This is a genomic window from Paenibacillus sp. J2L1-98 (assembly GCF_056269405.1).
Genome location: NZ_JBWDNW010000004.1, coordinates 73,280 through 98,552, shown reverse-complemented (window position 1 = coordinate 98,552; position 25,273 = coordinate 73,280). Strand labels below are relative to the sequence as shown.

23 protein-coding genes are annotated in these 25,273 nt (G+C 51.7%); 1 reads left to right on the top strand and 22 read right to left on the bottom strand.

Annotated features, from left to right (window positions below; translation table 11 throughout):
• Positions 1-16: 16 nt before the first annotated feature.
• The 16 genes from AC0YNZ_RS10620 to AC0YNZ_RS10545 form a co-directional block, all read right to left on the bottom strand.
• A complete protein-coding gene (locus AC0YNZ_RS10620; RefSeq protein WP_475826575.1) occupies positions 17-793 on the bottom strand; it encodes an ABC transporter ATP-binding protein in 777 nt (258 codons plus the stop codon).
• 316 nt (positions 794-1,109) lie between these two features.
• Positions 1,110-2,567: an alpha-L-fucosidase gene (locus AC0YNZ_RS10615; RefSeq protein WP_475826574.1), complete on the bottom strand. Its 1,458-nt coding sequence runs from the start codon at positions 2,565-2,567 to the stop codon at positions 1,110-1,112.
• A 224-nt stretch (positions 2,568-2,791) separates the two neighbouring features.
• Positions 2,792-3,814, bottom strand: coding sequence for a dienelactone hydrolase family protein (locus AC0YNZ_RS10610; RefSeq protein ID WP_475826573.1), 1,023 nt, complete (start codon positions 3,812-3,814; stop codon positions 2,792-2,794).
• Positions 3,815-3,842: 28 nt separating this feature from the next.
• A complete protein-coding gene (locus AC0YNZ_RS10605; protein ID WP_475826572.1) occupies positions 3,843-5,762 on the bottom strand; it encodes a glycoside hydrolase family 97 protein in 1,920 nt (639 codons plus the stop codon).
• 274 nt (positions 5,763-6,036) lie between these two features.
• Positions 6,037-7,176: a glycerate kinase family protein gene (locus AC0YNZ_RS10600; RefSeq protein WP_475826571.1), complete on the bottom strand. Its 1,140-nt coding sequence runs from the start codon at positions 7,174-7,176 to the stop codon at positions 6,037-6,039.
• A 129-nt stretch (positions 7,177-7,305) separates the two neighbouring features.
• Complete coding sequence (locus AC0YNZ_RS10595; protein WP_475826570.1) at positions 7,306-8,370, bottom strand: CdaR family transcriptional regulator; 1,065 nt, start codon at positions 8,368-8,370, stop codon at positions 7,306-7,308.
• A 333-nt stretch (positions 8,371-8,703) separates the two neighbouring features.
• On the bottom strand, positions 8,704-9,798 hold the full coding sequence (gene thiO / locus AC0YNZ_RS10590; RefSeq protein WP_475826794.1) for a glycine oxidase ThiO: 1,095 nt from the start codon (positions 9,796-9,798) through the stop codon (positions 8,704-8,706).
• Positions 9,799-9,841: 43 nt separating this feature from the next.
• On the bottom strand, positions 9,842-10,621 hold the full coding sequence (locus AC0YNZ_RS10585) for a thiazole synthase (RefSeq protein ID WP_475826569.1): 780 nt from the start codon (positions 10,619-10,621) through the stop codon (positions 9,842-9,844).
• A 4-nt stretch (positions 10,622-10,625) separates the two neighbouring features.
• On the bottom strand, positions 10,626-10,826 hold the full coding sequence (thiS, locus tag AC0YNZ_RS10580) for a sulfur carrier protein ThiS (protein ID WP_475826568.1): 201 nt from the start codon (positions 10,824-10,826) through the stop codon (positions 10,626-10,628).
• 4 nt (positions 10,827-10,830) lie between these two features.
• On the bottom strand, positions 10,831-11,454 hold the full coding sequence (gene thiE / locus AC0YNZ_RS10575) for a thiamine phosphate synthase (protein ID WP_475826567.1): 624 nt from the start codon (positions 11,452-11,454) through the stop codon (positions 10,831-10,833).
• A gap of 19 nt (positions 11,455-11,473) precedes the next feature.
• Positions 11,474-12,487, bottom strand: a complete 1,014-nt coding sequence (locus AC0YNZ_RS10570; RefSeq protein ID WP_475826566.1) for a ThiF family adenylyltransferase — start codon at positions 12,485-12,487, stop codon at positions 11,474-11,476.
• A gap of 32 nt (positions 12,488-12,519) precedes the next feature.
• Complete coding sequence (locus tag AC0YNZ_RS10565; RefSeq protein WP_475826565.1) at positions 12,520-13,524, bottom strand: ABC transporter substrate-binding protein; 1,005 nt, start codon at positions 13,522-13,524, stop codon at positions 12,520-12,522.
• A 60-nt stretch (positions 13,525-13,584) separates the two neighbouring features.
• Positions 13,585-14,337, bottom strand: coding sequence for an ABC transporter permease (locus AC0YNZ_RS10560; RefSeq protein WP_475826564.1), 753 nt, complete (start codon positions 14,335-14,337; stop codon positions 13,585-13,587).
• Positions 14,334-15,143 carry an ABC transporter ATP-binding protein gene (locus AC0YNZ_RS10555; protein WP_475826793.1) on the bottom strand — a complete coding sequence of 270 codons (810 nt, stop codon included), beginning with the start codon at positions 15,141-15,143 and terminating at the stop codon, positions 14,334-14,336. The genes AC0YNZ_RS10560 and AC0YNZ_RS10555 overlap by 4 nt, the downstream gene beginning before the upstream one ends.
• Before the next feature lie 5 nt (positions 15,144-15,148).
• A complete protein-coding gene (gene tenA / locus AC0YNZ_RS10550; RefSeq protein ID WP_475826563.1) occupies positions 15,149-15,817 on the bottom strand; it encodes a thiaminase II in 669 nt (222 codons plus the stop codon).
• Positions 15,818-15,820: 3 nt separating this feature from the next.
• Positions 15,821-17,146: an acetylornithine deacetylase gene (locus AC0YNZ_RS10545; RefSeq protein WP_475826562.1), complete on the bottom strand. Its 1,326-nt coding sequence runs from the start codon at positions 17,144-17,146 to the stop codon at positions 15,821-15,823.
• Positions 17,147-17,521: 375 nt separating this feature from the next.
• On the opposite strand from AC0YNZ_RS10545, the gene AC0YNZ_RS10540 reads away from it, so the two are divergent.
• Positions 17,522-18,733 (top strand): aspartate aminotransferase family protein, encoded by a 1,212-nt coding sequence (locus AC0YNZ_RS10540; RefSeq protein ID WP_475826561.1) that lies wholly within the window; start codon positions 17,522-17,524, stop codon positions 18,731-18,733.
• A gap of 131 nt (positions 18,734-18,864) precedes the next feature.
• Here AC0YNZ_RS10540 and AC0YNZ_RS10535 read toward each other — a convergent pair whose 3' ends face one another.
• The 6 genes from AC0YNZ_RS10535 to AC0YNZ_RS10510 form a co-directional block, all read right to left on the bottom strand.
• A complete protein-coding gene (locus AC0YNZ_RS10535; RefSeq protein ID WP_475826560.1) occupies positions 18,865-19,635 on the bottom strand; it encodes an alpha/beta hydrolase in 771 nt (256 codons plus the stop codon).
• 89 nt (positions 19,636-19,724) lie between these two features.
• Positions 19,725-21,248: an ABC transporter substrate-binding protein gene (locus AC0YNZ_RS10530; RefSeq protein ID WP_475826559.1), complete on the bottom strand. Its 1,524-nt coding sequence runs from the start codon at positions 21,246-21,248 to the stop codon at positions 19,725-19,727.
• 80 nt (positions 21,249-21,328) lie between these two features.
• Complete coding sequence (locus tag AC0YNZ_RS10525; protein ID WP_475826558.1) at positions 21,329-21,997, bottom strand: 3-oxoacid CoA-transferase subunit B; 669 nt, start codon at positions 21,995-21,997, stop codon at positions 21,329-21,331.
• Between the two features lie 32 nt (positions 21,998-22,029).
• Positions 22,030-22,719, bottom strand: a complete 690-nt coding sequence (locus AC0YNZ_RS10520; RefSeq protein ID WP_475826557.1) for a CoA transferase subunit A — start codon at positions 22,717-22,719, stop codon at positions 22,030-22,032.
• A gap of 29 nt (positions 22,720-22,748) precedes the next feature.
• Positions 22,749-23,930, bottom strand: a complete 1,182-nt coding sequence (locus AC0YNZ_RS10515; protein WP_475826556.1) for an acetyl-CoA C-acetyltransferase — start codon at positions 23,928-23,930, stop codon at positions 22,749-22,751.
• Positions 23,931-23,976: 46 nt separating this feature from the next.
• Positions 23,977-25,251: a CocE/NonD family hydrolase gene (locus AC0YNZ_RS10510; protein ID WP_475826555.1), complete on the bottom strand. Its 1,275-nt coding sequence runs from the start codon at positions 25,249-25,251 to the stop codon at positions 23,977-23,979.
• Between the last annotated feature and the right edge of the window lie 22 nt (positions 25,252-25,273).

Sequence of the window (25,273 nt, the reverse complement as noted above, 5' to 3'; positions counted from 1 at the left end):
TCCCTTCTTTTGGCCGCTAGATGCCTGCGCCGCTGTCGACTAGCTCCAGTTCCTCGATTTTCTCGAATTCGCCGATTACCTTATAACGCAGCTCCTGAAAGGCGACACTCGATTTCTTGCGCGGAAACAACAGCTCCACGGGGACAATCTTCTGAACCGTTCCGGGACGCGGCTTCAGAATGACGATCCGATTGGCCAGAAATACCGCTTCGTCAATATCGTGAGTAACAAAAATCATCGTCGTTTTGTTCTGCTGCCAAATATCTAGAAGCACCTCCTGCATATGCGCTCTCGTGAAGGCGTCAAGCGCGCCGAACGGCTCGTCGAGCAGCAGCACCTTCGGGTTGCGGAGCAGTGCCCGAGCAATGGCTACCCTTTGAGCCATACCCCCGGACAGCTCCCGCGGATACGATTTCTCGAAGCCCTTCAAGCGCACAAGTTTGATCAGTTCATCCACCTTCTTACGGATTTCCGGCTTATGCAGAGATAAGTCGGCGGCGATGTTCTTCTCGACCGTCAGCCAAGGAAACAAGCGAGGCTCCTGAAAAATAAATCCCTTCTCAATGCCCGGCCCGGTCACCTGCCGGTCATTCAGCTTAACGCTGCCGTCATAATCGACGTCGAGCCCGGCGACGATTTTAAGCAGCGTGCTTTTTCCACAGCCGCTCGGGCCGATGACAGTGATGAATTCACCTTCTTTCACCGCCAGATTAATATTTTGAAGAGCCGAAACGGAGCCTTTGCCGGAATGAAAAGTCTTGCTGAGCTGCCGGATGTCGAGTAACGCGCTCATGAGTTTCATCCTTTCTCTCGTCCCGTTCGTTATTAACACAAAAAGGCATTCTCAATTGAGAATGCCTCCGTCCGAACGGTCGACCTTACATGAATTTAGTTAATGTCGTTAATTCGTATTATTCACAGTGTATTAATTGGTTTTACAATAACAAGAAACCGCCATGCTGTCAATCTGTTTTTTTACAAAAGCGGCTCCCATAAGCGGGAAGCCGCCTTTGTCATGCTATCGTAGTTCTTCTTTGCCAATGTGGAAAACTTTCGTAAGTCACAGGTAAACGTAAACAGCCAGCTTTAAAGTAATTTAAGCATAACTATTAATCGATGTTCAGGCTGAATACGACCGGAGTGTCGCTTTGAACCTTCGTAGTCTTAATAATTAAAGCCTCTTCCGTTCTCTCCCATGTCGGCTTTTCATCAAATCCCAGCACGCTAATATCTTCAATAATAGCTTGGAAGTGATGCGATTTTTCACTAAGCGACTTAATTTTAACGACTCCATCATCCGGAAACACAAGAACAGTTGCATAAAGCCGGCTTCCTTTCACGGTGAAGCGGATATCCTCGCTCGTATAAGCCTTCGTTACGCCATCTGTAAATTGTCCTTCCTTAATCTTCGTAGGGCCCTCGCCCGACGTCCGCCAGAAGGTCGTATCATAGATTGCTTCGCCGTTCACTTTAAGCCAGCCGCCAATTTCAAGCAAAATTTGTTTATCCTGCTCAGGAATCGTTCCATCTGCTTTCGGTCCTACGTTAAGGAGCAGGCTGCCGTTTTTACTGACGATATCGACCAGATCCCGGATAATCTCAACCGAGGTTTTATATTCGTTATCCGCTGTATAGCACCATGAATTTTTCGCAACAGCGGTATCCGTCTGCCAGAAATACGGCTTCATATCGGCGAACTGGCCTCTTTCAACGTCTGGAACAGCGGTACCGAACTGAAAGGCATCATGCTTGTAGTTGATGGCAACCTCGATTCCCCACTCAGCTGACTTATTATAATAATACGCTGCAAATTTTTTGAGATAGGGCTTGAAGGCTGCCGTTTGAATCCACCAATCAAAATAAAAAATATGAGGCTTATACTGATCAACAAGCTCGCAGCAGCGAATGAGCCAATCCTCCAAGTATTGCTGGTTCGGAGGGGAGCCATACAGGTCATGATGGTCAGGCTCGGGCATAGCGGGCCAATAAAAGTCGCCTTGCACGAGCGGCTCCTTAATATCGGATTCAAACTCCTTGCCATGCGACATGAAAAACCAATGCTCGGCACGGTGGGATGAAACACATAAGGTCAGCTGCCGCTTTTCAAATGCCTCTTTCATTTCGCCAAGCAAATCTCGTTTAGGTCCCATCTCATGAGCGTTAAACGGGGAAATATCGCTTTTGTACATTTGAAACCCGTCATGATGCTCGGCAACAGGCATAATATATTTCGCGCCCGCCCGCACGAAGAGCTCTGCCCATTCATCTGCGTTAAAGCGCTCTGCCTGAAACATCGGGATAAAGTCTTTGTAGCCAAAGTCCTTATGCTCCCCGTACACGGCAATGTGATGCTTATATGCTTTTGAATCCTTGATGTACATATTTCTGGAATACCACTCGCTGTCGAATGCCGGAACGGAATACAAGCCCCAGTGGATGAAAATACCGAATTTCGCGTTTTTATACCAGCCCGGCACCTGATACTCGCTAAGTGAATCCCAGTTATCCTTAAAACTGCCTTTGGCAATCGTATCGTCAATAGCCTTCAAATATGCACTTGCATCCATGATTGTCATCATCCCTTCGCAATGTAATGCCTACGTACATTCTAGCGATGATATCATAGAATAAACATGCAGAAAGCTATCTTTCTATTGGACAAAAATAACCTTTCCATTCTAATTGCTTTCCTAATGGAAACAAAAAAAGACGCTCTCCTCCTGTACACGCTGTCTAAATAGACAACAGCCTCCCGGAAGAAAAGCATCTATTTCATTCATTTATTAGTATTTCAAGACGACAACGTCCGCTTCAGCCAATCGTAAGCCAGCCGCCCGCTTATTTCATGAGCGCCGGGGAACACATCCTGTGCCAGCTTGTCCCCTGCGCCTTCAGCGTCATAGATCGCCTGAATTTCCGCGGCAGCCTTGCGAAAGCCTGCCACCGGAAAGATCGGATCATTCTCGCCCGATTCGAGAAACAACGGACGCGGAGCGATGAGTCCGATCAGCTCAGGCAGCTCGGCATGCGCGAGCAACCCCGGCGTGTAGTTATCGATGCAATGATGTACAGCAAAAATGCTGTCCTTAAACGTGTTCGTGAAGCCCGTCAGTACCGCCGCGTTTATTCTAGCCTCCAGCACAGCGGCTGCATAACCAATCAAGCCGCCTCCCGAGAAGCCCATTAATCCAATTCGATTCGCATCGGCCTCCGGCCGTAAGGCCAAGTAGTTGAAAGCCTTTAACGCTTCGGTTACGCGCAGGCCGGTAAGCGTCTTGCCGAGCATCATCAGCTGCGTCGACAGATTGTAGCAGGAGCTTGGCGCATCCGGATTAAGCGCGAGATCCGAGAGCAGTCTGCGCTCACCGAAGCCGATAACATCCGGTGCGATAACGATCATTCCCCGCTTAACCAGCTGCACCGCAAAATGCTGGTGTATACCCGGCTCCGCCCCGTCAGGCGAACCATCCTTCAGCAGGCCGACTATTTCCCGGCTGCCGTAGCCATGACCGTGAAGCGCCAGCACGCCGGGCAGCGGTCCCTTCGCGTCATTAGGGATAAGCACATAAGCGGCAAAGGTCAAATCCGGCGTAACCGACAGCTCCACCCGCTCGCGGACATATCCGTCGCATTCTACCCGTTCCAGCAATTTAGGAGCATGTGCGGGATTAGGCTCGAATTGGCCGATCGCCTCGCGCAGCGCCGCCTTCAGCTTCGGCCTCCGCTCGTTCCGAAGCTCCCGTATGGATTGGCTGCGATGCCGGCTTACTGCTTCGTCATACAGCTTCTCTAAATATGAATCCCCGTTCCACATCGTTGTCACTCCCGTCCCTAAGTTAAATTTACTTTTGTGCTGCTGCGCTGAACAGCAAGGACCGTTTCGGCACGATCCGGATCGCTTGTCCTCCGCTTGGCGCCATCAAGGCGTGCAGCTCTGTTCTATGATCCACTTCCTTCACCGTAATGGTCACATGGGTACGGGTCGCTGGCTTATCGAATGAATCTGTATATATATACGCGATATAGGCAGTACTTTCCTCCAGAAAATCAAGCTTTACGCTTCTTTCGCGCGCCTGCTCATTCGTAATGCAGCCGATAAACCAGTCCTCTCCGCTTCTTCTGGCAATAACGGCGTACTCGCCGATGCTGCCCTGCAGCACGCGCGAATCATTCCATACTGTAGGCAGCTGCTTGAAAAACTCAATTTCCGGCTCGCCTTCGTAATCGGCAGGCCGATCGTACCAGAAGACCGATTGCATCGGACTATAGGCGATAACGGACATTGCAAGCTGATGCGCATGCGTCGTCTGCTTCCGCTCTGTATAGTAACAAATCGTATAATCGCCGGCTCCCGCGACGAATCTCGTAAATGGCAGCGTACAGTTGTGACGTGCTGTCGGCATATGCTCGTTGCCCCGTATCCCTTCCTGTGTCAGCAAATTCGGATAGGTGCGCGAGAAGCCCGTAGGACGGTAGGCATCATGAACATTGACCAGAATTTCATACTCGGAGCATTTTCGAATGACATCATGCAGCCAGCTCGTCCATGCTTGCGGGCCGCAGTTCACGAAGCCGATCTTAATCCCTTTCATTCCCCATTCCTTATAAACGGGCAAAAATTGCTCCAGCTGCTGCTCTACCGCTCTCCGGTCCAAATACAGAATGACGCCTATCCCTTTGGAAGCGGCATATTCGACAATGCCCCGCATGTCCAGCTGCGGATAAGTAACGCCCTCCTCCATCTTGAAATACCAGACGTCATTAACCTGATTCGTACATAATGAACGATCGTCGAACGGATCGCCGTACCAGCCCCAGTCGAACATCATAAACTTAAAGTTCATCTCAGCCGCAAAATCCACGCAAGCGATCGCTCCCTCGGGCGTCAGCGTCATTTCACGAAGCAGCTTGCCCGGAACGATCCAGTCCGTATGTTCAATCGCGCAGGGCTCACTCAGGTTCAGAATGATATCGTTGCGCTCCAGCAGCTCGCCCGGCGTATCGCCGACAATGACAACACGCCACGGCGAAGCGAACGGCAAACCGGTTCGTACAAGCTCATCCGCCAGCTTACCGCTTAAGCTCGTATCCATATTGTCATATCCGACATATTGCGTAACGAGACCGCTCAATTGACTTACGACGATGCCGTCCTCTGCCTTTAGCAGCATCCGCGCATAATCGGTCATAGCCGCTTCCGTAAGCGCTGCATAAATGCCGCTCGCGTAAACGACCGTAAGAGGCCGTTCGCAGTTTTCCTTCAGCTCACCCACCGGCACCAGATGATATTCCCCTTCAGCTCCATGATGCTCATAAGCCATGCAGTCCTCCGGAAAATAAAACTGGCTGCGCTCGCCCGCGATCGTAAGCGTTCCTTCCAAGCCCGGCTGCTCGGGCAGCTCATACCGAAAAGCGATTCCTTCATCATACGCCCGAAAAACGATCCGCAGCTCCCGCTCCTTCGCCGACTGCTCCCGTAATGTGACGCTCAGCTCATTGTACCGGTCCCGAACCTGATCCCGCTCTCCGTAAACAGGCCGCCACTGCTCGTCCTTCGACTCAAAGCGATGAGAGGAAATGACAAAACCGTCAAGTAAATCTGCCTGTCCCTTCAGCTTTAATCCGAGGCGTGAAGCTTGCAGCAGAGGAATTCCTTTATATGCGGCTTTATAGACCGGAATGCCTTTGGCTCCCTCTTCCGCCGCTAATAAAAAATCGATCTTCAAATTGCCGTCTGGAGAAGCGACTGTTAATGACTGCATCGTATGACCACTACCTTACCTAATTTGAATTTATATGCTTTAAATAAATGTCAGCACCGCTTTATCCGCGTTATATTTCATACCAATTCCCCTTTAAAAAGCTTAATGTCCGGCGCTCCCGATTGGAATGCTCTTTTTTAATGGATGATGTCATTTTTTTAAGAAAAACGGACGATGACGGGGTTGCCATCATAGTCCGTTTCTTTGCTGTGGTTGCATGACTTGCCGCCGTTGTAAATGTACGCCTGAAGATCATATTCTGTAGGGATTTCCCTCATCGCATCGTTCGTATTAATCGGAACAACTGCTCGGCTGTCCGCCTTACATTGCTCTTCGCTTCCTCCGGGTTCAACGCTTGCTCCAGTGATACCGGACCGCTGACAACCGGGAAGTAAGCGGTGATTCCAAGCCCATTCAATACCGAAGCTTGACTCGTCACCCCTCCGGCCAGAGCAATGACCGGAATGCCATGCTTATCGGCCATGGCGGCAATTCCTAACGGCGCCTTGCCCATAGACGTTTGTCCATCCAGCCTGCCCTCGCCTGTAATGACGAAATCCGCTCCTTCCAGCTGCTTCTCGAAATCGATCCTGTCCAGCACAAGATCAATGCCGGATTGAAGCTCCCCCTGCAGGAACACGGCGAAAGCTCCCCCAAGCCCCCCTGCCGCTCCCGCGCCCGCTATCATCTGCATGCTGATTCCCATATCCCGTTCCACAACCTGCGAATAGCTTGTTAAACCGCAATCCAACAGCTGAACCATCTCGGGATCAGCCCCCTTTTGAGGACCAAATACGTAAGCAGCTCCCTCAGGCCCATAGAGCGGATTGTTGACATCGCAAGCAACATGAAAGGTACAATCACTCAGCTCAGGACAGGCTTTCTCCGCAATAATTCGGCGGACACGAAGCAGAGCCTCTCCCCCCTGACCCGCCTCGTTTCCGGATTCATCCAGAAACCGATAACCCAGTGCCTGGAGCATCCCGATACCGGCATCATTTGTCGCGCTCCCTCCAAGGCCGATGACAAATTGGCGGCAGCCTTGTCCTATCGCATCAAGAATGAGCTCACCCACGCCATATGTTGTCGTTAGCAGCGGATTTCTGCACTCCTTCGGCACTAACGGCAAGCCGCAAGCGGCTGCAACTTCAATAACGGCCGTTTGACCGTCCCCTATTATCCCATATACAGCTTGAACCGGCTCCTGAAGCGGCCCCGTCACCTGAACGGACCTATTCTGTCCTCCTGTTGCGGATACAAGCGATTCTGTCGTACCTTCCCCGCCATCCGCCAAAGGCAGAACGACCGTATCGGCGTCAGGGAATACGTTTTTTATGCCCTGCGCTATCTCCTGACCTCCTTCAAGGGATGACAGGCTACCTTTGAACGAATCCATTGCAATAATTACTTTCATGTTATTCCGCTCCTTTCACGCATTGAATAGCTCTACTATAAACGAAAGGAGCTGCTTGGCGGAATGGTATCCCTGTCAAAAAATGAGCCTCTTTTTTGGTACATGTACCAAAAAGAGGCTCGTTCTAATTTACTCATCTGCTAACAATGCAAAATACAAGCGTACAGCATTCAAAAATTGTCTGGGATCGAGTTTTGTTTTCTCCGCTATTTTGTCAAGACGGTATTGCAGCGTATTTTTATGCATATGAAGCACAGCAGCCGTATCTTTGAGCGACGCATTTTGGACGAAGTACGTCCTCAGCAGCTCCTTCTCTTCTATTGTCACATCAGCTAATACCAGCGAAGCATAATCCCGCTTGATTCCAGAATCAATACCGGCAAGCAGCATACCCAGTTCAAGCGATGTGTACTCACACAAAGGAATACCCGCAGTTACTCCATACTGCAAAGCCAATCTAGCGTTGCGATAGGACAAGGCAAGATCCTCCCAGCCTGCTGCACTGCCAGATCCAATCAGGAAACGATGAGAATACGAATCAGTCAACTGCTGTACCACGGCCTTATAACGGGATTGTTCTACAATAAGAATATACTGATTGGGGAAACGGTACGCATACAAGCTCAACCGCAATGTTTTTACCAGTTGATGCATAGGCTCGTAATCGCCCTGCTGCTCCAGCAGGATGACGACTGCCTTCGGTTCAGCGCTCACGTCTACTCCCAGCTGCAGCAGCTTGCTCTGCCATCTGCCCGTATCTTCAGCACCTTCTCCGAATACAAGCATCCGGGTCAGCGCCGCGCGAAGCTCTTCAACCGATTGTTTTTCCCGGATTTGCATATTGTCTCTTATAAGCACTTCAGTTAACTTCGTGAGAAGAAATCCAAAAGCCCGGCATTCCTCCGGATCTCCCGATATTCCTATAACACCAATGAGCTGCCCTTCCATGACAACAGGATAGTTGATGCCTTTGCGTGAGCCCAAATAAGCTTCATCTTCAACAATCTCCATTGGCAGCCCTTGCTCCATAACTCGTTTTCCTGCCTGATGAACCGTTCCGATCCGCTGTATATCGGTGCTTGCCATGATTCGTCCATCCGTATTCATAAAATTAACGTCATAGCCAATAACCGTCTTGGCAGCCTCTACAATTGATTGAGCCAGCGCTTTGCTCATTTGGAACGATGGATTCACGTTCTCCCTCCAATCACGTGGTGGCCTGCATTTACTGAGTTTATTGATTTCTCAATTTTGCGTTTTAAAGATCGGATTCATAAACTTGAATATAGGCTTAATGATACGGAAGATCAAATGATTGAATACATATTAAATAATCAGGAAGAAATGGTCAACCTGCTATCCAAGCTATCTGCTGCAGCTGAAGAAATAAGACAATCGATTAAACAATGCAGCAACTCCTGAAACGATAGAGCAACAGGCCGCCAAAGATCACTTGGCAGCCTGTTGCTCTATTGTTGAAACTTATTTTATACAAATTTACAGAGTGCAAAAAAATGTCTACCTGCTTTAAGAAAACCGGTCTGGCGAGAAGGCCTGATTGTAAGCGGACGTCTGCTTGTTCTCGATATAATCTGCCGCCAGCTTGGCGGTTGCCGGACTGAGCAAAATGCCGTTGCGGTAATGACCGACAGCAAGCACGACTCGGCTCGATTCCGCTATCCGCCCTATTAAGGGAAAACCATCCTGCGTAGCAGGACGAAGGCCAGCCCAGCTGTGAAACGGCGTTTTGTCCGCCAAAAACGGAAACAGCTGCTTATTCCAATTTTTCAGCCGCCCGATTCCTTTGTCCGTAACCGTCGTATCAAAGCCGGCAACGTCCTCCGATGCGCCGCATACGAGAGTCGAATTTGCTTTGCCCACCAAGTAGCCCTGATTGCAGAAAACCATATGCGAAACGGGCTGCGCCTCGACTTCATACGCGCAAATTTGTCCGCGGATCGGATAAACCGGAATGTTCATATGAAATGTCTCTGCAAGCTGCTGCGCCCAGGCGCCCGAGCAAATCAGCAGCTGATCGCCGTCAAAAAAACGTCCGTCCGCTGCGCGGACGACAGCCTCGCGCTGCCATTCGACGATTTCGAGCTCATCCAAATTCTCATAGATTTGTACGCCGATATTTCTGCACGCCTGCTCCAGCGCGCTAACAAAATGAGGAGCATAGATGTGGCTTTCCTCCGGCGTATATAAGGCTGCCTGGGCACTCCGCGCGAGCAGCGGCTCCTTGCTAAAGAGCGCGTCTCCCTCCAGAATGCTACCGGAAGAGCCGTATTGCCGCTGCCATAGCAGCCTGCCCTCCAGCGCCAGCAAATCCGCCTCATGATAGGCGACATACAGACTGCCGGAGTTCGTATACTCGAAGTCCTGCTTAGAAACCTGCCTGATCGTCTGCTGCCACTCCGGATATAGCTGCAGGCTGTCCAAGCAAAGCTGAAAAAAATCATCCGGACCTTCGACATTTTCAGAATAAGGTGCGAGCATCCCGGCAGCAGCGCCGGAAGCCTGGCCGCCGCAGCGCTTCGTTTCGAGAACAGTAACCTGACAGCCCCGGCTCTGCAGTTCAAAGGCGCATGATAAGCCAATAATGCCCCCGCCCATAACCATGATTTTCTCTCTCGTCAACGTTCCATCTCTCCCGTAAATCAGGTTATTTCAATTTGAATTGCTCAAGACCGCTGCTTGCCGAAGCGTAACGCTTCTTCGTAATTCTGCCCGATAAATAGGAAAGCCGCCCGGCTTCAATCGCGAGGCTCATCGCCTTCGCCATCCTTACCGGGTCCTTTGCCTTCGCTACCGGCGTATTCATCAGCACGCCGCTTACCCCAAGCTCCATCGCCTGTGTTACATCGCTTGCAGAGCCAAGACCCGCATCGACAATGATCGGAACCCCGGCCTCCTCGACGATTAGTCCAAGATTGTACGGATTAAGGATGCCAAGACCTGTGCCGATCGGCGCCGCTCCCGGCATGACGGCTGCCGCTCCCGCTTCCTCAAGCCGCTTGCAGATGACTGGGTCATCCGACGTATAAGGCAGCACCGTAAAGCCTTCCTTCACTAATATCTCAGTAGCCTTCAACGTTTCGATCGGGTCCGGCAGCAGCGTCCGTTCATTTACGCTAATCTCGACCTTAATCCAATCGCTGAGTCCCGAAGCGCGCGCCAAGCGGGCGATACGAACGGCCTCGTCTGCCGTCCGCGCGCCCGATGTATTCGGAAGATAAATATAATTGTCTTCCTCCAAATGCTGAAGGATCGAATCATCCTCCGTAGAAGCCAAATTAATCCGCCTGATCGCAAACGTCAGTACCTGCGCGCCCGAAGCCTTGATCGCTTCCTTCTGGACGAACGGGTTAGGAAACAGTCCCGTACCGATAAAAAAACGGGAGGAAAGCGTATGGCCGCCAATTTGCAAAACATCTGATTTCATACAATCAGCCCCCTCCTACAAAATGAACCAATTCAATTCGCATATTCGGATGAACGGGCGTATCCGCCCATTGCTCAGCAGTCAGCACCTGGCCGTCAGCTTCCGCCACAATCGGCTTGCCCGTAAGTCCCAGCCGTTCAATAACGTCTTGAATCGTATTTACTTGCTTCAGCTGCTGCTGTTCGCCGTTGATGATAAGCTCCATAAGATCACTTTCCTCTCTCCAGCTTCCTGATGAACGCTTCGCAGGTGCCTTTCACGTCCGCGCTGCCTACGATTTCGCTAACCGCGCAAATTCTTGTCGCCCCCGCCTCAATGACTTCATCGACATTGTGCAGCTTGATGCCGCCGATGGCTACGAACGGAATTTTCACAGCTTGTACGACCTCGCGTACATATGCGATCGTGACCGGATCTACCACGTCCACTTTAGTTGCCGTTGGAAAAATAGGACCGACGCCGATATAATCCGCCCCCTGCTGCTCAGCGAGCAGCGCTTCCCCGATCGCATGGGTAGAAATACCGATGATTTTGCTGCCGACGATTTTTCGCGCTTCCGAAAGCGGTACATCCCCTTGGCCCAAATGAATGCCGTCCGCATCCGATTCCATCGCAATATCGATATAATCGTTGACGATGAAGGTTACTCCGTATTTTCTGGTCAGCTCTCTAAGCGCCTTAGCCTTGGCCAGCACCTCCGCTTTATCGCTCGTTTTGTCGCGCAGCTGAATAATATCCACGCCGCCCTTGATCGCTTCCTCCATCACTTCAATAAGGTTCCGTCCCGGATGGAATTGCTCTCCTGTTATCGCGTACAATCGAAAATCTTTCATTGCTCATCAAACCTCCGTTTTAAAGCCCGATATAACGGGCATATAAAGTTTTGGCGCGTACGAAATCATCGGTTCCCTGCACGAGCACGCGCCCGTCCGCAAACAGCACGAGCCGCTCGCCCTCGGGCAGCTCAGCTTTGAGAAGAAACGGATTCAAATTCACCTTTACCGCTACCGGCTCAAGCCGCTGCCGCCATACTTCAAGATCTAGCGTTCCGCTGCCCGCAATTTGGATCGTTTCCCGTCCGCATAAGGAAAGCACGGTGTTCTCCCCACTCAATTCAAGCGCCGGGTACTGCTTCAGCTGGCAGCACGGACAGCTCTTGTCCGGTTCGCCCAGCTTCATCTCATAGTATTGATTTTGCCAAAGATCAAACGTGACTAAGCTCTTTCTTCTTTGCTTACTGTCATCGACCAAATATTTGAGCGCTTCAACCGCCTGATAGGAGCCGACCATATCGACAACGGGCGCAATGACACCGATCATGTCGCAGGTTTGGCCGCCGGCATCCCCTGTTTTTATGAAGCAGCGCAAGCATGGCGTCTCGCCGGGAACGAAGATCGCGCTCATCCCCCGCGAGCTGACGGCGCCGCCGTACGTAAACGGAATGCCAAGTTTGAAGCAAGCGTCGTTCAACAGAAAGCGGGTATGGAAATTGTCCGTGCCGTCCAGCACCAGATCCATTCCTTCGAGCAATTCCTCGATATTATGGGCGGTTACGTCGGCAACGATCGCTTCCAAGCGAACGGAGGAATTAATTTTTTTAAGCTTCTTTTCGGCTGCTACGACCTTCGGATATACATGCTGTACATCCTCCTCATCGTATAGCATTTGCCGCTGCAAATTGCTTTTTTCCACGTAATCTCGATCTACAAACCGTACATGCCCAACTCCTGCGCGCACCATATGGTTGGCCAGCACCGTTCCCAGCGCTCCCATCCCGACAATACAGACCGCGCTGCCCTTCAGCTTCCGCTGTCCAGCTTCGCCAATCGGCGCAAAAAGCATTTGTCTTGAATATCTTTCCTCCATTTGCCGCTCCTTTCCGCGCGCTTGTCACTCATTTATAGGTTGCGGAAGGCATCCTCCGCCTTGATATCTTTCTTCAATTGACCGTGTTCCGTCAGCCAGCTGATCACCGATCTCCACGATTCCTCGGATTGTGAGCCAAACGGCTCCGAACCCGCATCCATCAGCGGCAGCAGCGTTTCCAGGCTTTGTTTCTCGATTGCTGCATCGAGCGGGAAATTTGCATCTTGTTTTTCAAGCAGCGTATTCAATGCTTTATCCGGATTGTTAACCGTGTATTGCTGGCCTTTGGCAGCCGCCTCGATAAATTTCTTAATGGCTGCGCTCTTGCTTTCAAGCCCCGCTTCGCTTGCGGTAAGGACAAGCTCATAATAATCGGGAACGCCGTAAACGGAAGGATCAAACGATGTGAGCTTCACGCCTTCCTTCTCGAGCAGCGGCTTCTCATGATTCACATAGCCGCCGATAATCGCATCGACCTTGCCCGTCGTCATTGCAGGAATGAGATCCCAGCCAATGTCTACGTAATTTAGTTTGGATGAATCTGCGCCATCGGACTCCACCATCGTGTTGACAATAAGCTGATCGAGCGGAATGGACGGATAGCCGATTTTTTTGCCGATCAGATCTTTCGGGCTTTGAATGCCGGCCGATTCAAGCGCCATGAGGCGGTTGAGCGGATGACGCACGATGGATGCCACCGAAACGACCGGAATATCCTCGGCGCGGGACATTGCAACCTGCATCTGATAGCTGAGCGCGAGATCCGCTTTGCCCGTTGCCACTAATTTTAACGCATCATTCGTATCCGCGGGCGTTTTCAAATTCACCTTCAAGCCTGCTTCTTTAAAATAACCCTGCTCCTCCGCCGCATACAGGAAGGAGTGCACCGCATTCGGATACCAGTCGAGCAGCACCGTAAGCTCCGTCTCGGCTTCCTTGCTGTTATTTGCATCCGCTTGCTTCTTGGAGCCGCAGCCCGCCATCATCGTCAGGACGAGTACAAGTGCGACTGCTATCGTCAAATTCTTTTTCCACATGTGTAAGCTCATTTGTTTGTTATTCCTCTCTTATTTGCAATTAATTGTAGCTTTCGATTTTTAAGGTTGGCGGCGGGCAAGACTGATCCGCTCTATCCACTGCGCCGCCAGAAACAGCAGTATGCCCATCGCAGACAGCAGCAGCACGCCGGAAAATACCGCCTCGCCCCGAAGCATGTTCGACGCCCGCTTCGTATACATGCCAAGCCCGGCCTCTCCGCCCAGCCATTCCCCGAGCGTAGCGCCGCCAACGCTAATCGTCGCGGCCATCTTAAGGCCCGTAAAAAAACCGGGCAGCGCCGACGGCATTTTCCATTTCAGAAACAAATCCCGCTTACGGGCGCCCATCGACCGCATGACCTCGCCGATGCCGGCATCAGCCGAGCGGAAGCCGTCTGCCGTATTTACCGCAATGGGGAAGAAGGTGAACAGGATGACGACGGCAACCTTGCTCCATATTTCATAACCGAACCACATGACCATAATCGGTGATAACGCAATAATCGGTATCGTCTGGGACGCGACAATGAACGGATAGAGCGTCTTCCTAGCCAGACCCGAGCCTTCGATCCAGACTGCGGCTAACGTTCCGAATAGGATGGAAATGCCGAGCCCAAGCAAAGACTCTCCCAAAGTGACAACAAAGTGCTTACCCAGCAGAAGCCGATTATCCCAGGTGGAAATCAGCACGTCAGACAGCTTCGGAATAATATAATGCGGAATGGCCAAAAAGGCCGTCGCAGCTTCCCACAACACTGCAAGCAGCAGCGCGAACAAAAACACAGGCATGCCTGCCCACAACCGCCGCCTCATCGGACCGCTCCTTCCAAGCTGCCCGTACCCCGTCCAAGCAGCTCCAGCGCCTGCCGCTTCAAAGAAATAAAGGACTCATCAAGCACATGCTGATACGTCCTTGGCCTTGGCAGGCCGATCACCAGCTCCTGCAATGCGGTAACCGGCGCCTTCGCCGCTATGAGCACGCGGTCGGACAGCAGCAGCGCCTCATCGACATCATGCGTAATAAATAGAATCGTTTTGCGGTGCTGCTCCCACACTTGCAGCAGCCATTCCTGCATGCTGACCCGCGTCATCGCATCGAGAGCGCTGAACGGCTCGTCCAGCAGCAGCAAATCTCCACCGCCCAAAATAGAGCGGAGAAACGACACCCGTTGGCGCATCCCGCCCGACAGCTCATGCGGGCGCTTCGCCCCGGTACCCTCCAGCCCGAATGCCGGAAGCAGCTCTAGCACCCGTCTTCTCGCTTCCCGCTTGGGCGTACCGGCCAGCTCCAGGCCAAGCGCGGCATTATCAAGCACGCTCCGCCACGGCATAAGACTGTCCCGCTGCGGCATATAGCCGATGCGTCCCGGACGTATGTTCCGCGCATCAGCCTGCGCATCCCCGCCGGAACCGAGCTTTATCGTTCCCTCTTGCGGGGACAGCAGGCCTGCCAGCAGCCGGAACAGCGTCGTTTTCCCCATTCCGCTTGGCGCCAGAAATGAAACAAATTGTCCTGCTGGAATGTCGAAGTCAAGTCCTGCGAACAATGGCAGCTCATCTTTAAAAGCATAGGTCAGACCGCTGACAGACAAAGCAAGCGGAGGCCCCCCCGGCTTCACTTCACTCAAATCGGCCACTCCTCTTGCCGGTAAGCCATATCCCAGAACATATATTCAAATTTGGAAGTCGTCACAAACAGTTCCTCCAGCCGCGCAAGCTCCCGCTCCGGCAAGCCTTCAGAGAGCCGGTTCATTAGGCCGATGGTCCACTCTGTCAGCTCGCCAAATTCCTCTGAGCTGTACATTAGTATCCATTCGCGGTAGAGCGGATGCTCCAGTGCGCCCGGATAACCGGCGAACGCCGTGCCGATTTCCCGGTAGCTCCACATGCATGGAAGCAGAGCGGCAACCACCTCGGCAAGCGAGCCTTGCGCAGCATCAAGCATATATTTCGTATAAGCTATCGTTGTCGGGGCAGGCTGCGTCGCCTCCAGCTCATCCCGCGCAATGCCGAAGCGCTCGGCATATTGCCGGTGCAGCTCCATCTCCACATTCAGCGTCGAATGCAGCAGCTCTGCAAATTTGCCCATCGTCTCCAGATCATTGGCTTTAATACTGCCTAACGCGAACATTTTGGCATAATCGATTAAGTACACATAATCTTGCTTCATATAGTAAATGAACCGTTCAAGCTCCAGCGTTCCATCTCTTAGCCCGGTCAAAAACGGATGTCCATGACAATTTCCCCATACCTGCTGCACCGACCGGTACAGCCTATCGCTAAAACGCACCACTGATCACTCCGCCCTTTCCGCCTCATGGTCCCGACGCTTGCTTTCGTATTCCGGCTTTGCTTGATTGCACCAATCGGCAATAAAACCAATCATAACTTTGACGTAATCGACAAGCTCCCGCATATCGATGCTCTCATTCACAGCATGGGCATGCCGCAGCTGCCCCGGCCCGTATATGACCGTTGGAATGCCGGCCCGGCCCAGCCAGCCCGCATCGGTAACAGTCGCGCTCATGCCGACAGCCGGAGCTGCTCCCAACTGCTGAAGGTGGGCAGCCGCAAGCGACTTAAGCCCGTCTCCATCCTCATCCAGCGTAAGTGACGGAAAGATCTCGCCCCGCTCCTCAAGCATCGAACGGCCTCCCCAGCGGAAGGTCGGCGGGTGCTGGCGCAGCCACGGATCAGCTTCCGCAACCTTCAGCAAATGGCTCTCGATTTCGGCAGCCACCGTTTCATAATCCTCATCGGGATAGAAATGAACCGTGATCCACAATGCGCAGCGGTCCGCAATGAACGCCGCATGGCGGCCTCCTTCAATAACAGCCGGATTAATCGTATTCGAGCCCGGCGAAAAACCAGGGTAGGATTTGGTCACTGCCCAGTGGCGCTCCAGCTCCTGAAGGCCTTCAATCAGCTTGACCATTTTCTCAATCGCGCTGGCGCCCTGAATGCCTCCGCCCGCATGAATCATCCGCGACCTGAGACCGTCATGATAAGTGACCGGGCTTTGCACCGTCACCCATCCGGTAATGACCCCGCCCTGTCCCTGAATAGCGAGCTCGCTCGTATCGGCAACGACGGCAAAATCCGCGCAGCAACCCCGTTCGGTGCAGGCTCTCGTTCCTGCCTCGCCAGCTTCCTCGCCAATGACCGATTGAAACAGCAGATCTCCCTTCAGCTCCACTCCCGCATCCGTCAGCAGCTTGACCGCAAACAGCAGAGCGGCCAATCCGCCCTTCATATCTGCCGTTCCGCGCCCGTAGGCTCTGCCTTCTTCTAATGTAAGCTTGAACGGATCACGCTGCCATTCCCCATCGTCGCCGACCTCGGCTACATCGATGTGGCCATTTAGCAGCAGGCTCCGGTAAGAATCCCGCTGCGTGCCCGGCCTGAGCGCGGTAACGTTCGGATCGCCGGGATACACCTCCCACAGCTCCGTCTCGAAGCCGCTTGCCTGCAGCTGCTTCTCGACAAACCGCTGCGCATCAAGCGTATTTCGTGCCGGAGGGCTCACTGTTGGAAAGGCGATCAGCTGTGCCAGCAGGGCGAACAGCTCGCCTTGCCTTTCTTCAGCCTGCTGCTGCAGCTGGGCAATTATAGCTTGCGGCATAAATATAATATCCTCCTTTTGGTACAAAGCAGGCTAGAGCAATAGAAAAAACCATTCGAGAATACACGAATGGTTACGATTCGATACGTTCTCTACGCCAGCATTACCTGGTTCAGATTAACGGTCCGGGACAGCAGGTCCCAATCTCAGCCGGACTTCATCCAGCACCCGAAGTCTATATTAAGTTAAATCTACTATAACTTATGCCTATCTAATTGGCAATACGTAACTGATAATGTTTCTCACAAACAAACGCCTGCTTTCGGCTTAATGCAATCGCTGCAAATACACCTGCCGCTTCGTTTATTTTATCTTGCATAAATAATTATCTAAATGTATATTTATACAAAAGAATAAACACTCGGGAGGCTCGTCATGATTCAATTGGAAAAATCGTTAACAGCAGCTTTATTGAGAAAAGCGGATAATTCGGTTTTAAATACGGCTCGCCGTCCCAGCCTTGTGATGGAGCGCGGTGAAGGAATGTATTTGTGGGATACGGAAGGTAAACGCTACTTGGACTTTGTCGGCGGCTGGGCGGTCGCCAGCTTGGGGCATTCCCCCGCTGCCATTCAGAAGGCCTTATCTCGTCAGGCTTCAACGCTCATTCATGCCAGCCCCGGTTACTATAACCGGCCTATGATTGAATTCGCGGATCTGCTCACGAACGTGAGCAACATGGACAAGGCTTTCTTCGCCAGCAGCGGCGCCGAGGCGAACGAGAGCGCCATAAAGCTCGCAAGAAAGCATGGCGCTGTCAACCTGAACGGGGCGTATGAGATCATTACTTTAACGAATAGCTTTCACGGGCGCTCGCTGGCGACGATGTCAGCGACCGGCAAGGCCGGGTGGAAGGAGCTATTCGCTCCCAAGGTAGACGGCTTTAAACATGTCCCGATTAATGACCTTGATGCCTGCTTCGCTGCGGTAACCAATTATACCTGTGCAATTATGGTTGAGCTCGTACAGGGTGAAGGCGGCGTTCATGCTGTGGATGAATCCTATTTGTACGGTCTTCGCAAAATATGCGATATGTACGGCATGCTGCTTATTTTCGATGAAATTCAGACAGGGATGGGGAGAACAGGCAAGCTCTTCGCTTACGAGCATTACGGGATTGAACCGGATGTCTTGACGCTTGGCAAAGGAATCGGCGGCGGCTTTCCGCTATCGGCCATGCTGACGAAAAGCAAATACGATCTGTTCGAGCCGGGGGATCAAGGCGGAACCTACACGGGTGCGCCGCTTGCAATGGCTGTAGGCTATGCCGTGCTTCAGGAGCTGCTGGAGCACAATTTGGCAGGCAACGCCAAGACGCAAGGGCAGTATTTGATGAGCGGCCTGCATGAGCTTTCCCGCGAATTCCAGATTTCAGGCATCCGCGGCAAAGGACTGCTGCTCGCGTTCGACGTACCGGAAGGAGCAGGTCCTGAGCTTACCGCTATTTGCCTGCGCGAGGGCTTGCTCATTAACTCGCCAAATCCGTCAACGGTTCGTCTCGTACCTCCGTTAATCGTAACGCAGAAGGACATCGACGACATGCTCGGCATTTTGCGCCGCGCGTTTGGTCAGCTGCAAGCCGCTTAACGGCTGCTATTCAGATTAAAGGGCTGGTTGCCTAGGGCAACCGGCCCTTCTACAATACGATAACAATATTTAGCTATATCAACCCGCGGCACATATGAGCGGCTGAGCCCGAGCTCCTTCGCGTTTCCCTTTTATTTATCCAATGGCAGCCATTCGAGTACATCCTGGATCGTTTTGTCCCAAAATGCCCAATCGTGAATACCCGTTTCTTCCGAATACGTATAGTCCAGACCTGACCGTTCAAAAGCTGATTTCAACTCCAAGTTAGGGGCATACAGAAAGTCTTCTTTGCCGCAGTTCTGATAAAATTTCGGCTTCGGACCCGCTGTTTGGTCACACTTGCCGATCAGATGAAATAAATCGTTATCCGTCCCTTCCTGCGGAGCATCGCCATATACGAGCTTTAGAAAGTCCGGCCGCTGCTCTCCCCAATTCATAGTTGCAAAATTGGCTGTTGACATACCGGCCGCCGCGGCAATTTGATTCGGCCTGCTGAGTGCCCATTTAAATGCGCCGTAGCCTCCCATGGACAATCCTGCGACAAAATTGTCTTCACGCGCGTCGGATAAAGGGAAAAATGAACGCGCCAGCTGCGGAAGTTCATCCATCAGAAATGTTCCGTATCGTCCGCCGTACGCCATATCCGTATAGAAACTGAAATGGACTTGAGGCATCACGACGGCCAAACCGAGCGGAGCCACGTATCGCTCGATCGACGTCCGTCTCATCCATATCGTGTCATCGTCGGATCCTCCATGCAGCAGCCATAGCGTAGGATGACGATCACGGCTGACTACATTGCTCATGCCTACTTGCTTTGTTGTCTGCTGGGGAAGAATGACGGTCATTGACGTGCTTAAGCCGAGTGTTTCGGAAAAAAAGTTACATTGAATCATTGCCATTGAGAAACTCCGCCTTCCATTAATTTGATTTTTATATGAGCCGGTGCTTGGACGAATGAACACTTCGCCCCGCCCCGGCAAGATCCTATCTACTTGCTTTGCAGCCAAGCGTCATATTGCTTTTGTTTTTCGGCGATGATTTTATCCAGTCCTGCCGCCTTTAGCTTAGCGTTGAAATCGGGCAATGTTTTTACAGGGTCAACCGTCCCTGTTTCCAGCGCAAGCCGATACTCGTTTAATACGTTGGTGACGGTTGCGATTTCCGTTTTAACAGCATCGGCACTAAAGGTAAAGCCAATCGAAGGCGATTTCACCGCGGATTCATTAAAAGCTTTCGTTTGTTCCCATACCTGCGGATCGTTTCCTTCCCAAATATAAGTCATGAATGCGTTTCCAATTTCCCAGAAAAAAAACGAATAACCCGTATCTCCGCTAACTCCGGAAGGCTGACCGATGATGTTGTCACCTTTTTTCTCATAGTGCTTTCCTTCAATACCCCAATCCAGCAAGTTCAGGAGTTCCGGATCCGTGTAGAGGAGGTTCATCATCTCCATCGCTTTCTCAGGATTTTTACTGTTTTTGGTGATGGACATCATAAAGGCGTTAAAGGATCCCGCACCCATCATCGGTTTCGTTAACCGTAAGCCTACCATTTCTTTCGAGGAATTTCGTGTCTCCTGTGCTTCAAAGCCAGGCTTCAGATTAGCGACATAACCAAACAATTTGTTTGCTTTAACCAAGTTGGTTCCCGTATCCGTCGAAATAGCGATATCCTTTGCTAAATAACCGGCTTGATTCCATTTTCTGATCAGATTCAGTGAATCCTTGTATTCTTGGCTTTCATACAAATTTTCCAGCTTTGTTCCGCCGCTGTAACGGATGACGCCAAATCCGTCTCCTAAAGTGTCGAATTTGTCCGCCATCATGACGTTCAAGATCGTTTGGCCTTGGCTTTGCTGGCCAAGCGGAGTGAGACCCGGCTCATTTTGTTTGATCGTCTCCAGAACGGAGCCAAGCTGTTCCCACGTTGTAACCTGACTTAGATCGATGTTATGTTTGTCGGCAATATCCTTCCTGAATACGGCGCCCCAATCGGCGGCGAACTCCCTTAAGCCTGTTACGCCATACAGCTCCCCTTTTATTTTCGAACCTTCCAAATACGCAGGATCTACGGCTTCCAATATCCCCTGACCGTGACTTTCCAGCAGATCGTCCAAAGGCAGGAGCTGCCCTTTGCTCACCTGGCCGCTGTAGTTGAATCCGCTTCCCGTTACCATCAGGTCCAGCTTCTCGTTGCCCGACAGCATCAGATTCGTCTGCTGGGACCAAGCCGCGAAGCCAATCGGCAAAAGCTTAATGGTGGCATTGATTTTTTGCTTCGTTATCTTGCTCATTTCCTGCTGAACAAGCTCTAAATCGGGAGAATTCGTACCGGACATATAGGCCATAACGACCTCGTACGGCGGCTCGGATTCCGCGGCTTGCCCGTTGCCTTCAGGCTGAACGCCCGGATTTCCGCCGTTATTGTCCCCGTTCGAATTTGAACAGGCGGCCAGAAATGAGGTTAACAAGAAAACAACAACCAAAGATAACATTTTGAACTTTTTTGCCATTCATCCATTCCTCCAAAAGATTTATATGCTAACTGAATCCTCGGATTCAGAATCAGCCTGGCGCAATATCTTTCGTTCATTTAATAGGCATGCAATACGACTTTATCAGCGACAATCAGTCTGGGCTCCGTAACGAGCTGCACCTCTTCAATGGAATAGCCCCGTGCCGTTTCCAGCAATCGCAGTCCTTCATGCGTTACCTCCATAACGGCCCGGTCAGTAATAATTTTTTGAACGACCTGTGCCCCTGTCAGCGGCAGCGTGCATCTTTTGAGGATTTTGGGTGTTCCGTCTTTGCTGACATGCTCCATGACAACAACGACCCGTTTCGCTCCGTGTACTAAATCCATCGCCCCGCCCATGCCCTTTATCATTTTTCCGGGTATCATCCAGTTAGCGAGATCTCCTTTTTCTGAAACCTCCATCCCGCCTAAAATAGCTACATCGATATGACCGCCACGGATCATGGCAAACGATGCGGAACTATCAAAGAAGGAAGCGCCCTTCATGGCCGTGATGGTTTCTTTACCCGCATTGATCAAATCGGGATCAACATCATCGATGGTCGGGTACGGTCCAATTCCCAGAAGGCCGTTCTCGGATTGCAGCACAACCTGTTTATCAGGCGCAATAAAGCCAGCTACCAAGGTTGGAATACCGATTCCAAGATTTACATAATTGCCGGATAAAATTTCTCTTTCCGAGCGTCTTGCTATCCGTTCACGCGCCGTCATGTTTTCTTCCTTCATTCCACTAGTCTCCTCTCCCGGTCGCGTGCCGATCAATTGCGCAAGGTCAGTTTCTCGATGCGCTTTTGTTGTTCGCCAACGATCATTTTTTTCACATATATTCCGGGCGTATGAACCGTTTCCGGCATCACTTCACCGATTTCATTGATTTCTTCAACTTCCGCAATGGTTTCTTTGCCCGCCATTGCCATAATGGGATTGAAATTTTGTGCAGTCTTATTGTAAATAAGATTGCCAAACCGATCGGCCCGAGCCGCCCGAATCAGACTGAAATCAGCTGTCAGCGCCTCTTCGAGCATATAATCTTTCCCCCGAAAACGCCGTATTTCCTTTCCTTCTGAGAGGGGGGTTCCGAAACCGGCTTGCGTGTAAAATGCCGGGATGCCGGCACCTCCCGCTCGGATTTTTTCCGCGAGCGTACCTTGCGGAACCAGTTCGACCTCAAGCTCTCCCGATAACACCTGGCGTTCGAACTCTTTGTTCTCTCCTACATAAGAAGAGATCATTTTTTTGATCTGTTTGTTTTGCAGCAGAAGCCCCAAACCCCAATCGCCGACTCCGCAATTATTTGAGATCACAGTTAAACGCTTCGTCCCTTTCTCTGCCAGCGCCAATATCAAATTCTCGGGGATGCCGACAAGCCCGAATCCGCCCACCATGATGGTTGCTCCGTCTTGGATATCCCGAACTGCTTCATCAAACGAAGTTAGAATGGTTTTCATGCCGGGCTGTCTCTCCTTCTTTGTTTTCATTATGGTTTTTCCACGATCATTGCAATGCCCTGACCGCCGCCAATGCATAACGCGGATAGGCCGAAGCGGCTTTTCCTTCGTTCCATTTCATGAAGAAGCGAGACAAGAATCCGCGCTCCGCTTGCCCCGATGGGATGCCCCAAAGCGATTGCTCCTCCGTTGACGTTAACCCGATCCGGTGCGAAACCGAAATGATTGTTATAAGCAAGAGATTGGGCGGCAAAAGCCTCGTTCACTTCGATCAAATCGATATCCGATTCGGTCAAACCCGCTTTGGCCAGCGCCTTCCGCGTCGCGGGAACGGGACCCATCCCCATGATAGCCGGATCGACGCCCGCAATGGCATTGGACCGTATGATGGCCATTGGCGTTATTCTGAGCGCCGCAGCTTTGCGGGCACTCATTACGAGCAGTGCGGCGGCACCGTCGTTGATGCCGGAGGAATTGCCCGCCGTAACCATACCGTCTTTCTTGAAAGCGGGACGGAGCTTCGATAATTGTTCCAATCCCGTATCCGGCCGCGGGTATTCATCCGCGACGAATAGGCTGCGTCCCCCTTTGCGGTCGATGAGCCCCACCGGAACGGTTTCGTCCCGGAAACGTCCTGCGGCAATTGCGGCTGCGGCTTTTTGTTGACTCTCATAAGCAAACTGGTCTAATTGTTCTCTTGTTAGCGAGTACTTCCCGCATAGATGTTCGGCAGTAGCACCCATATGATTATCGTGGATGGAACACCACAATCCATCGCGGATCATGCTATCGGTCAAGGTCTGATCACCCATGCGAAATCCCGTTCGTCCGCCTGTCACCAGATAAGGTGCCTGGCTCATGTTTTCCATTCCGCCGGCAAGCACGATCTCGCTTTCTCCGCTGCGAATAGATTGCCAGGCTAATTGAACGGCTTTAAGCCCGGAGCCGCACACTTTATTTACCGTCATGGCCGGAACTTCCTGCGGAAGTCCTGCGGCCATCGCCGCCTGACGGGCCGGATTCTGTCCAAGTCCTGCTTGCAGTACATTGCCCATGATGACTTCGTCCACTAAAGACATATCGACTTGAACGCGTTCTAAAGCAGCCCTTATCACAGCTGCACCCAATTGGACGGCGGAGACTTCCTTAAGCGCCCCGTTAAAGCTGCCGATCGCGGTCCGGACAGCGCTTACGATAACAACATCATCCATACGATCCCGCTCGCTCCCTTCCTTTATTGTCCGAAATATACGACGGTTAATTGGTGAACGGTATTTCCATGCGGGCCGGAAAGTCAGCGCCGAAGTACAGCGTTTGATTCGCGGCTTTCATTTTTTTTTGCAAAGCCCAAGCGCCCTCCTCATTGGCGTGCGCATGATTAATCGGGTCGTACCGAAAGGCGATGGATGCCGAACTGCCGGGTAAACGGTCATCCAATCGGGGAGCCGACGGATTGGAGCCATGCAGGTACCATTGTTGTTTACCGGCGGGCTGAATCCCCCGGTGATCCCAATCCCTCCAGATCCCTTCACCGATTACGTAAGTTTGTACATCCCCTTTGGGATGGGCATAGTCTATTCCTTTCAAATGATGATCGAACCATTCCAAGGCATCTTTGAATCCATTCCTTTCACTCCCCGGGTACGTCAAGTCCCCGGACGGTTGCAAAGTATGTACCCATGGGCCAATAAGCAGCCGGCTTCTTCTCCTTGTTTCCTCCGGGAGTTTATTATAATCGCGAACCATGCCGTCCAAATGCTGGTCGAACCATCCGTCTATCATCAATACCGGCGTGTGGATGTTTTTCGGAATTCCCTTTAATTCCGACCAGAAACCGGCGCTCCAATAATCGTCATCGGGACTGACATTCGTAATCCAATCTCTGTACCATGTAAGCTTTTGACCGAATAACAGCTCGTCCATCTCGACGTGAGGGTGTATGTGAATCGCTTGCTGGAAAAGGCCTTCAGCCGGGATGTCTTTTACGCCGGAATTTTCAATCGCCCAGCCGGTATAGACATCATGCCTAAACATACCGTTCATGTAATGTTGTCTGTATCGTTCGGTCGTGAACCCCGACAGTACCATCGCCTTCACTTCATCCGGCAGCCTGTCGGCCATCGCCCATTGAACGGCGCTTGAGTAGGAATGGCCGTATGTGCCGATATTTCCATTCATCCAACTCTGCTTCATGACCCATTGAATCGTATCCAGACCATCGTTTCTTTCGTTCACAAACGGTGTCCAGTTTCCGGCTGAATCCCCTGTACCTCTGCAGTCCTGTAAGACTACGGCATAACCGTATTGAGCCCATAATCTAGCAATCGCCGCCAGCATCGGGAAAATGGCAGCATAGGGATTCCGGGTAACAATAACAGGCCAGGGTCCTGCACCGGCAGGAAAATATATAGCGGCCTTTAGTAAAACGCCATCTCTCATCTCGATCATAACGTTCTCGTCCCGGTCGAATTCATCCGTGGCGGACGGAAGTCCCTGTTGAATCTGCTCAATCCATCTCTCGGCGGGATTCATCTTAATCTCCTTCCTGTTACCT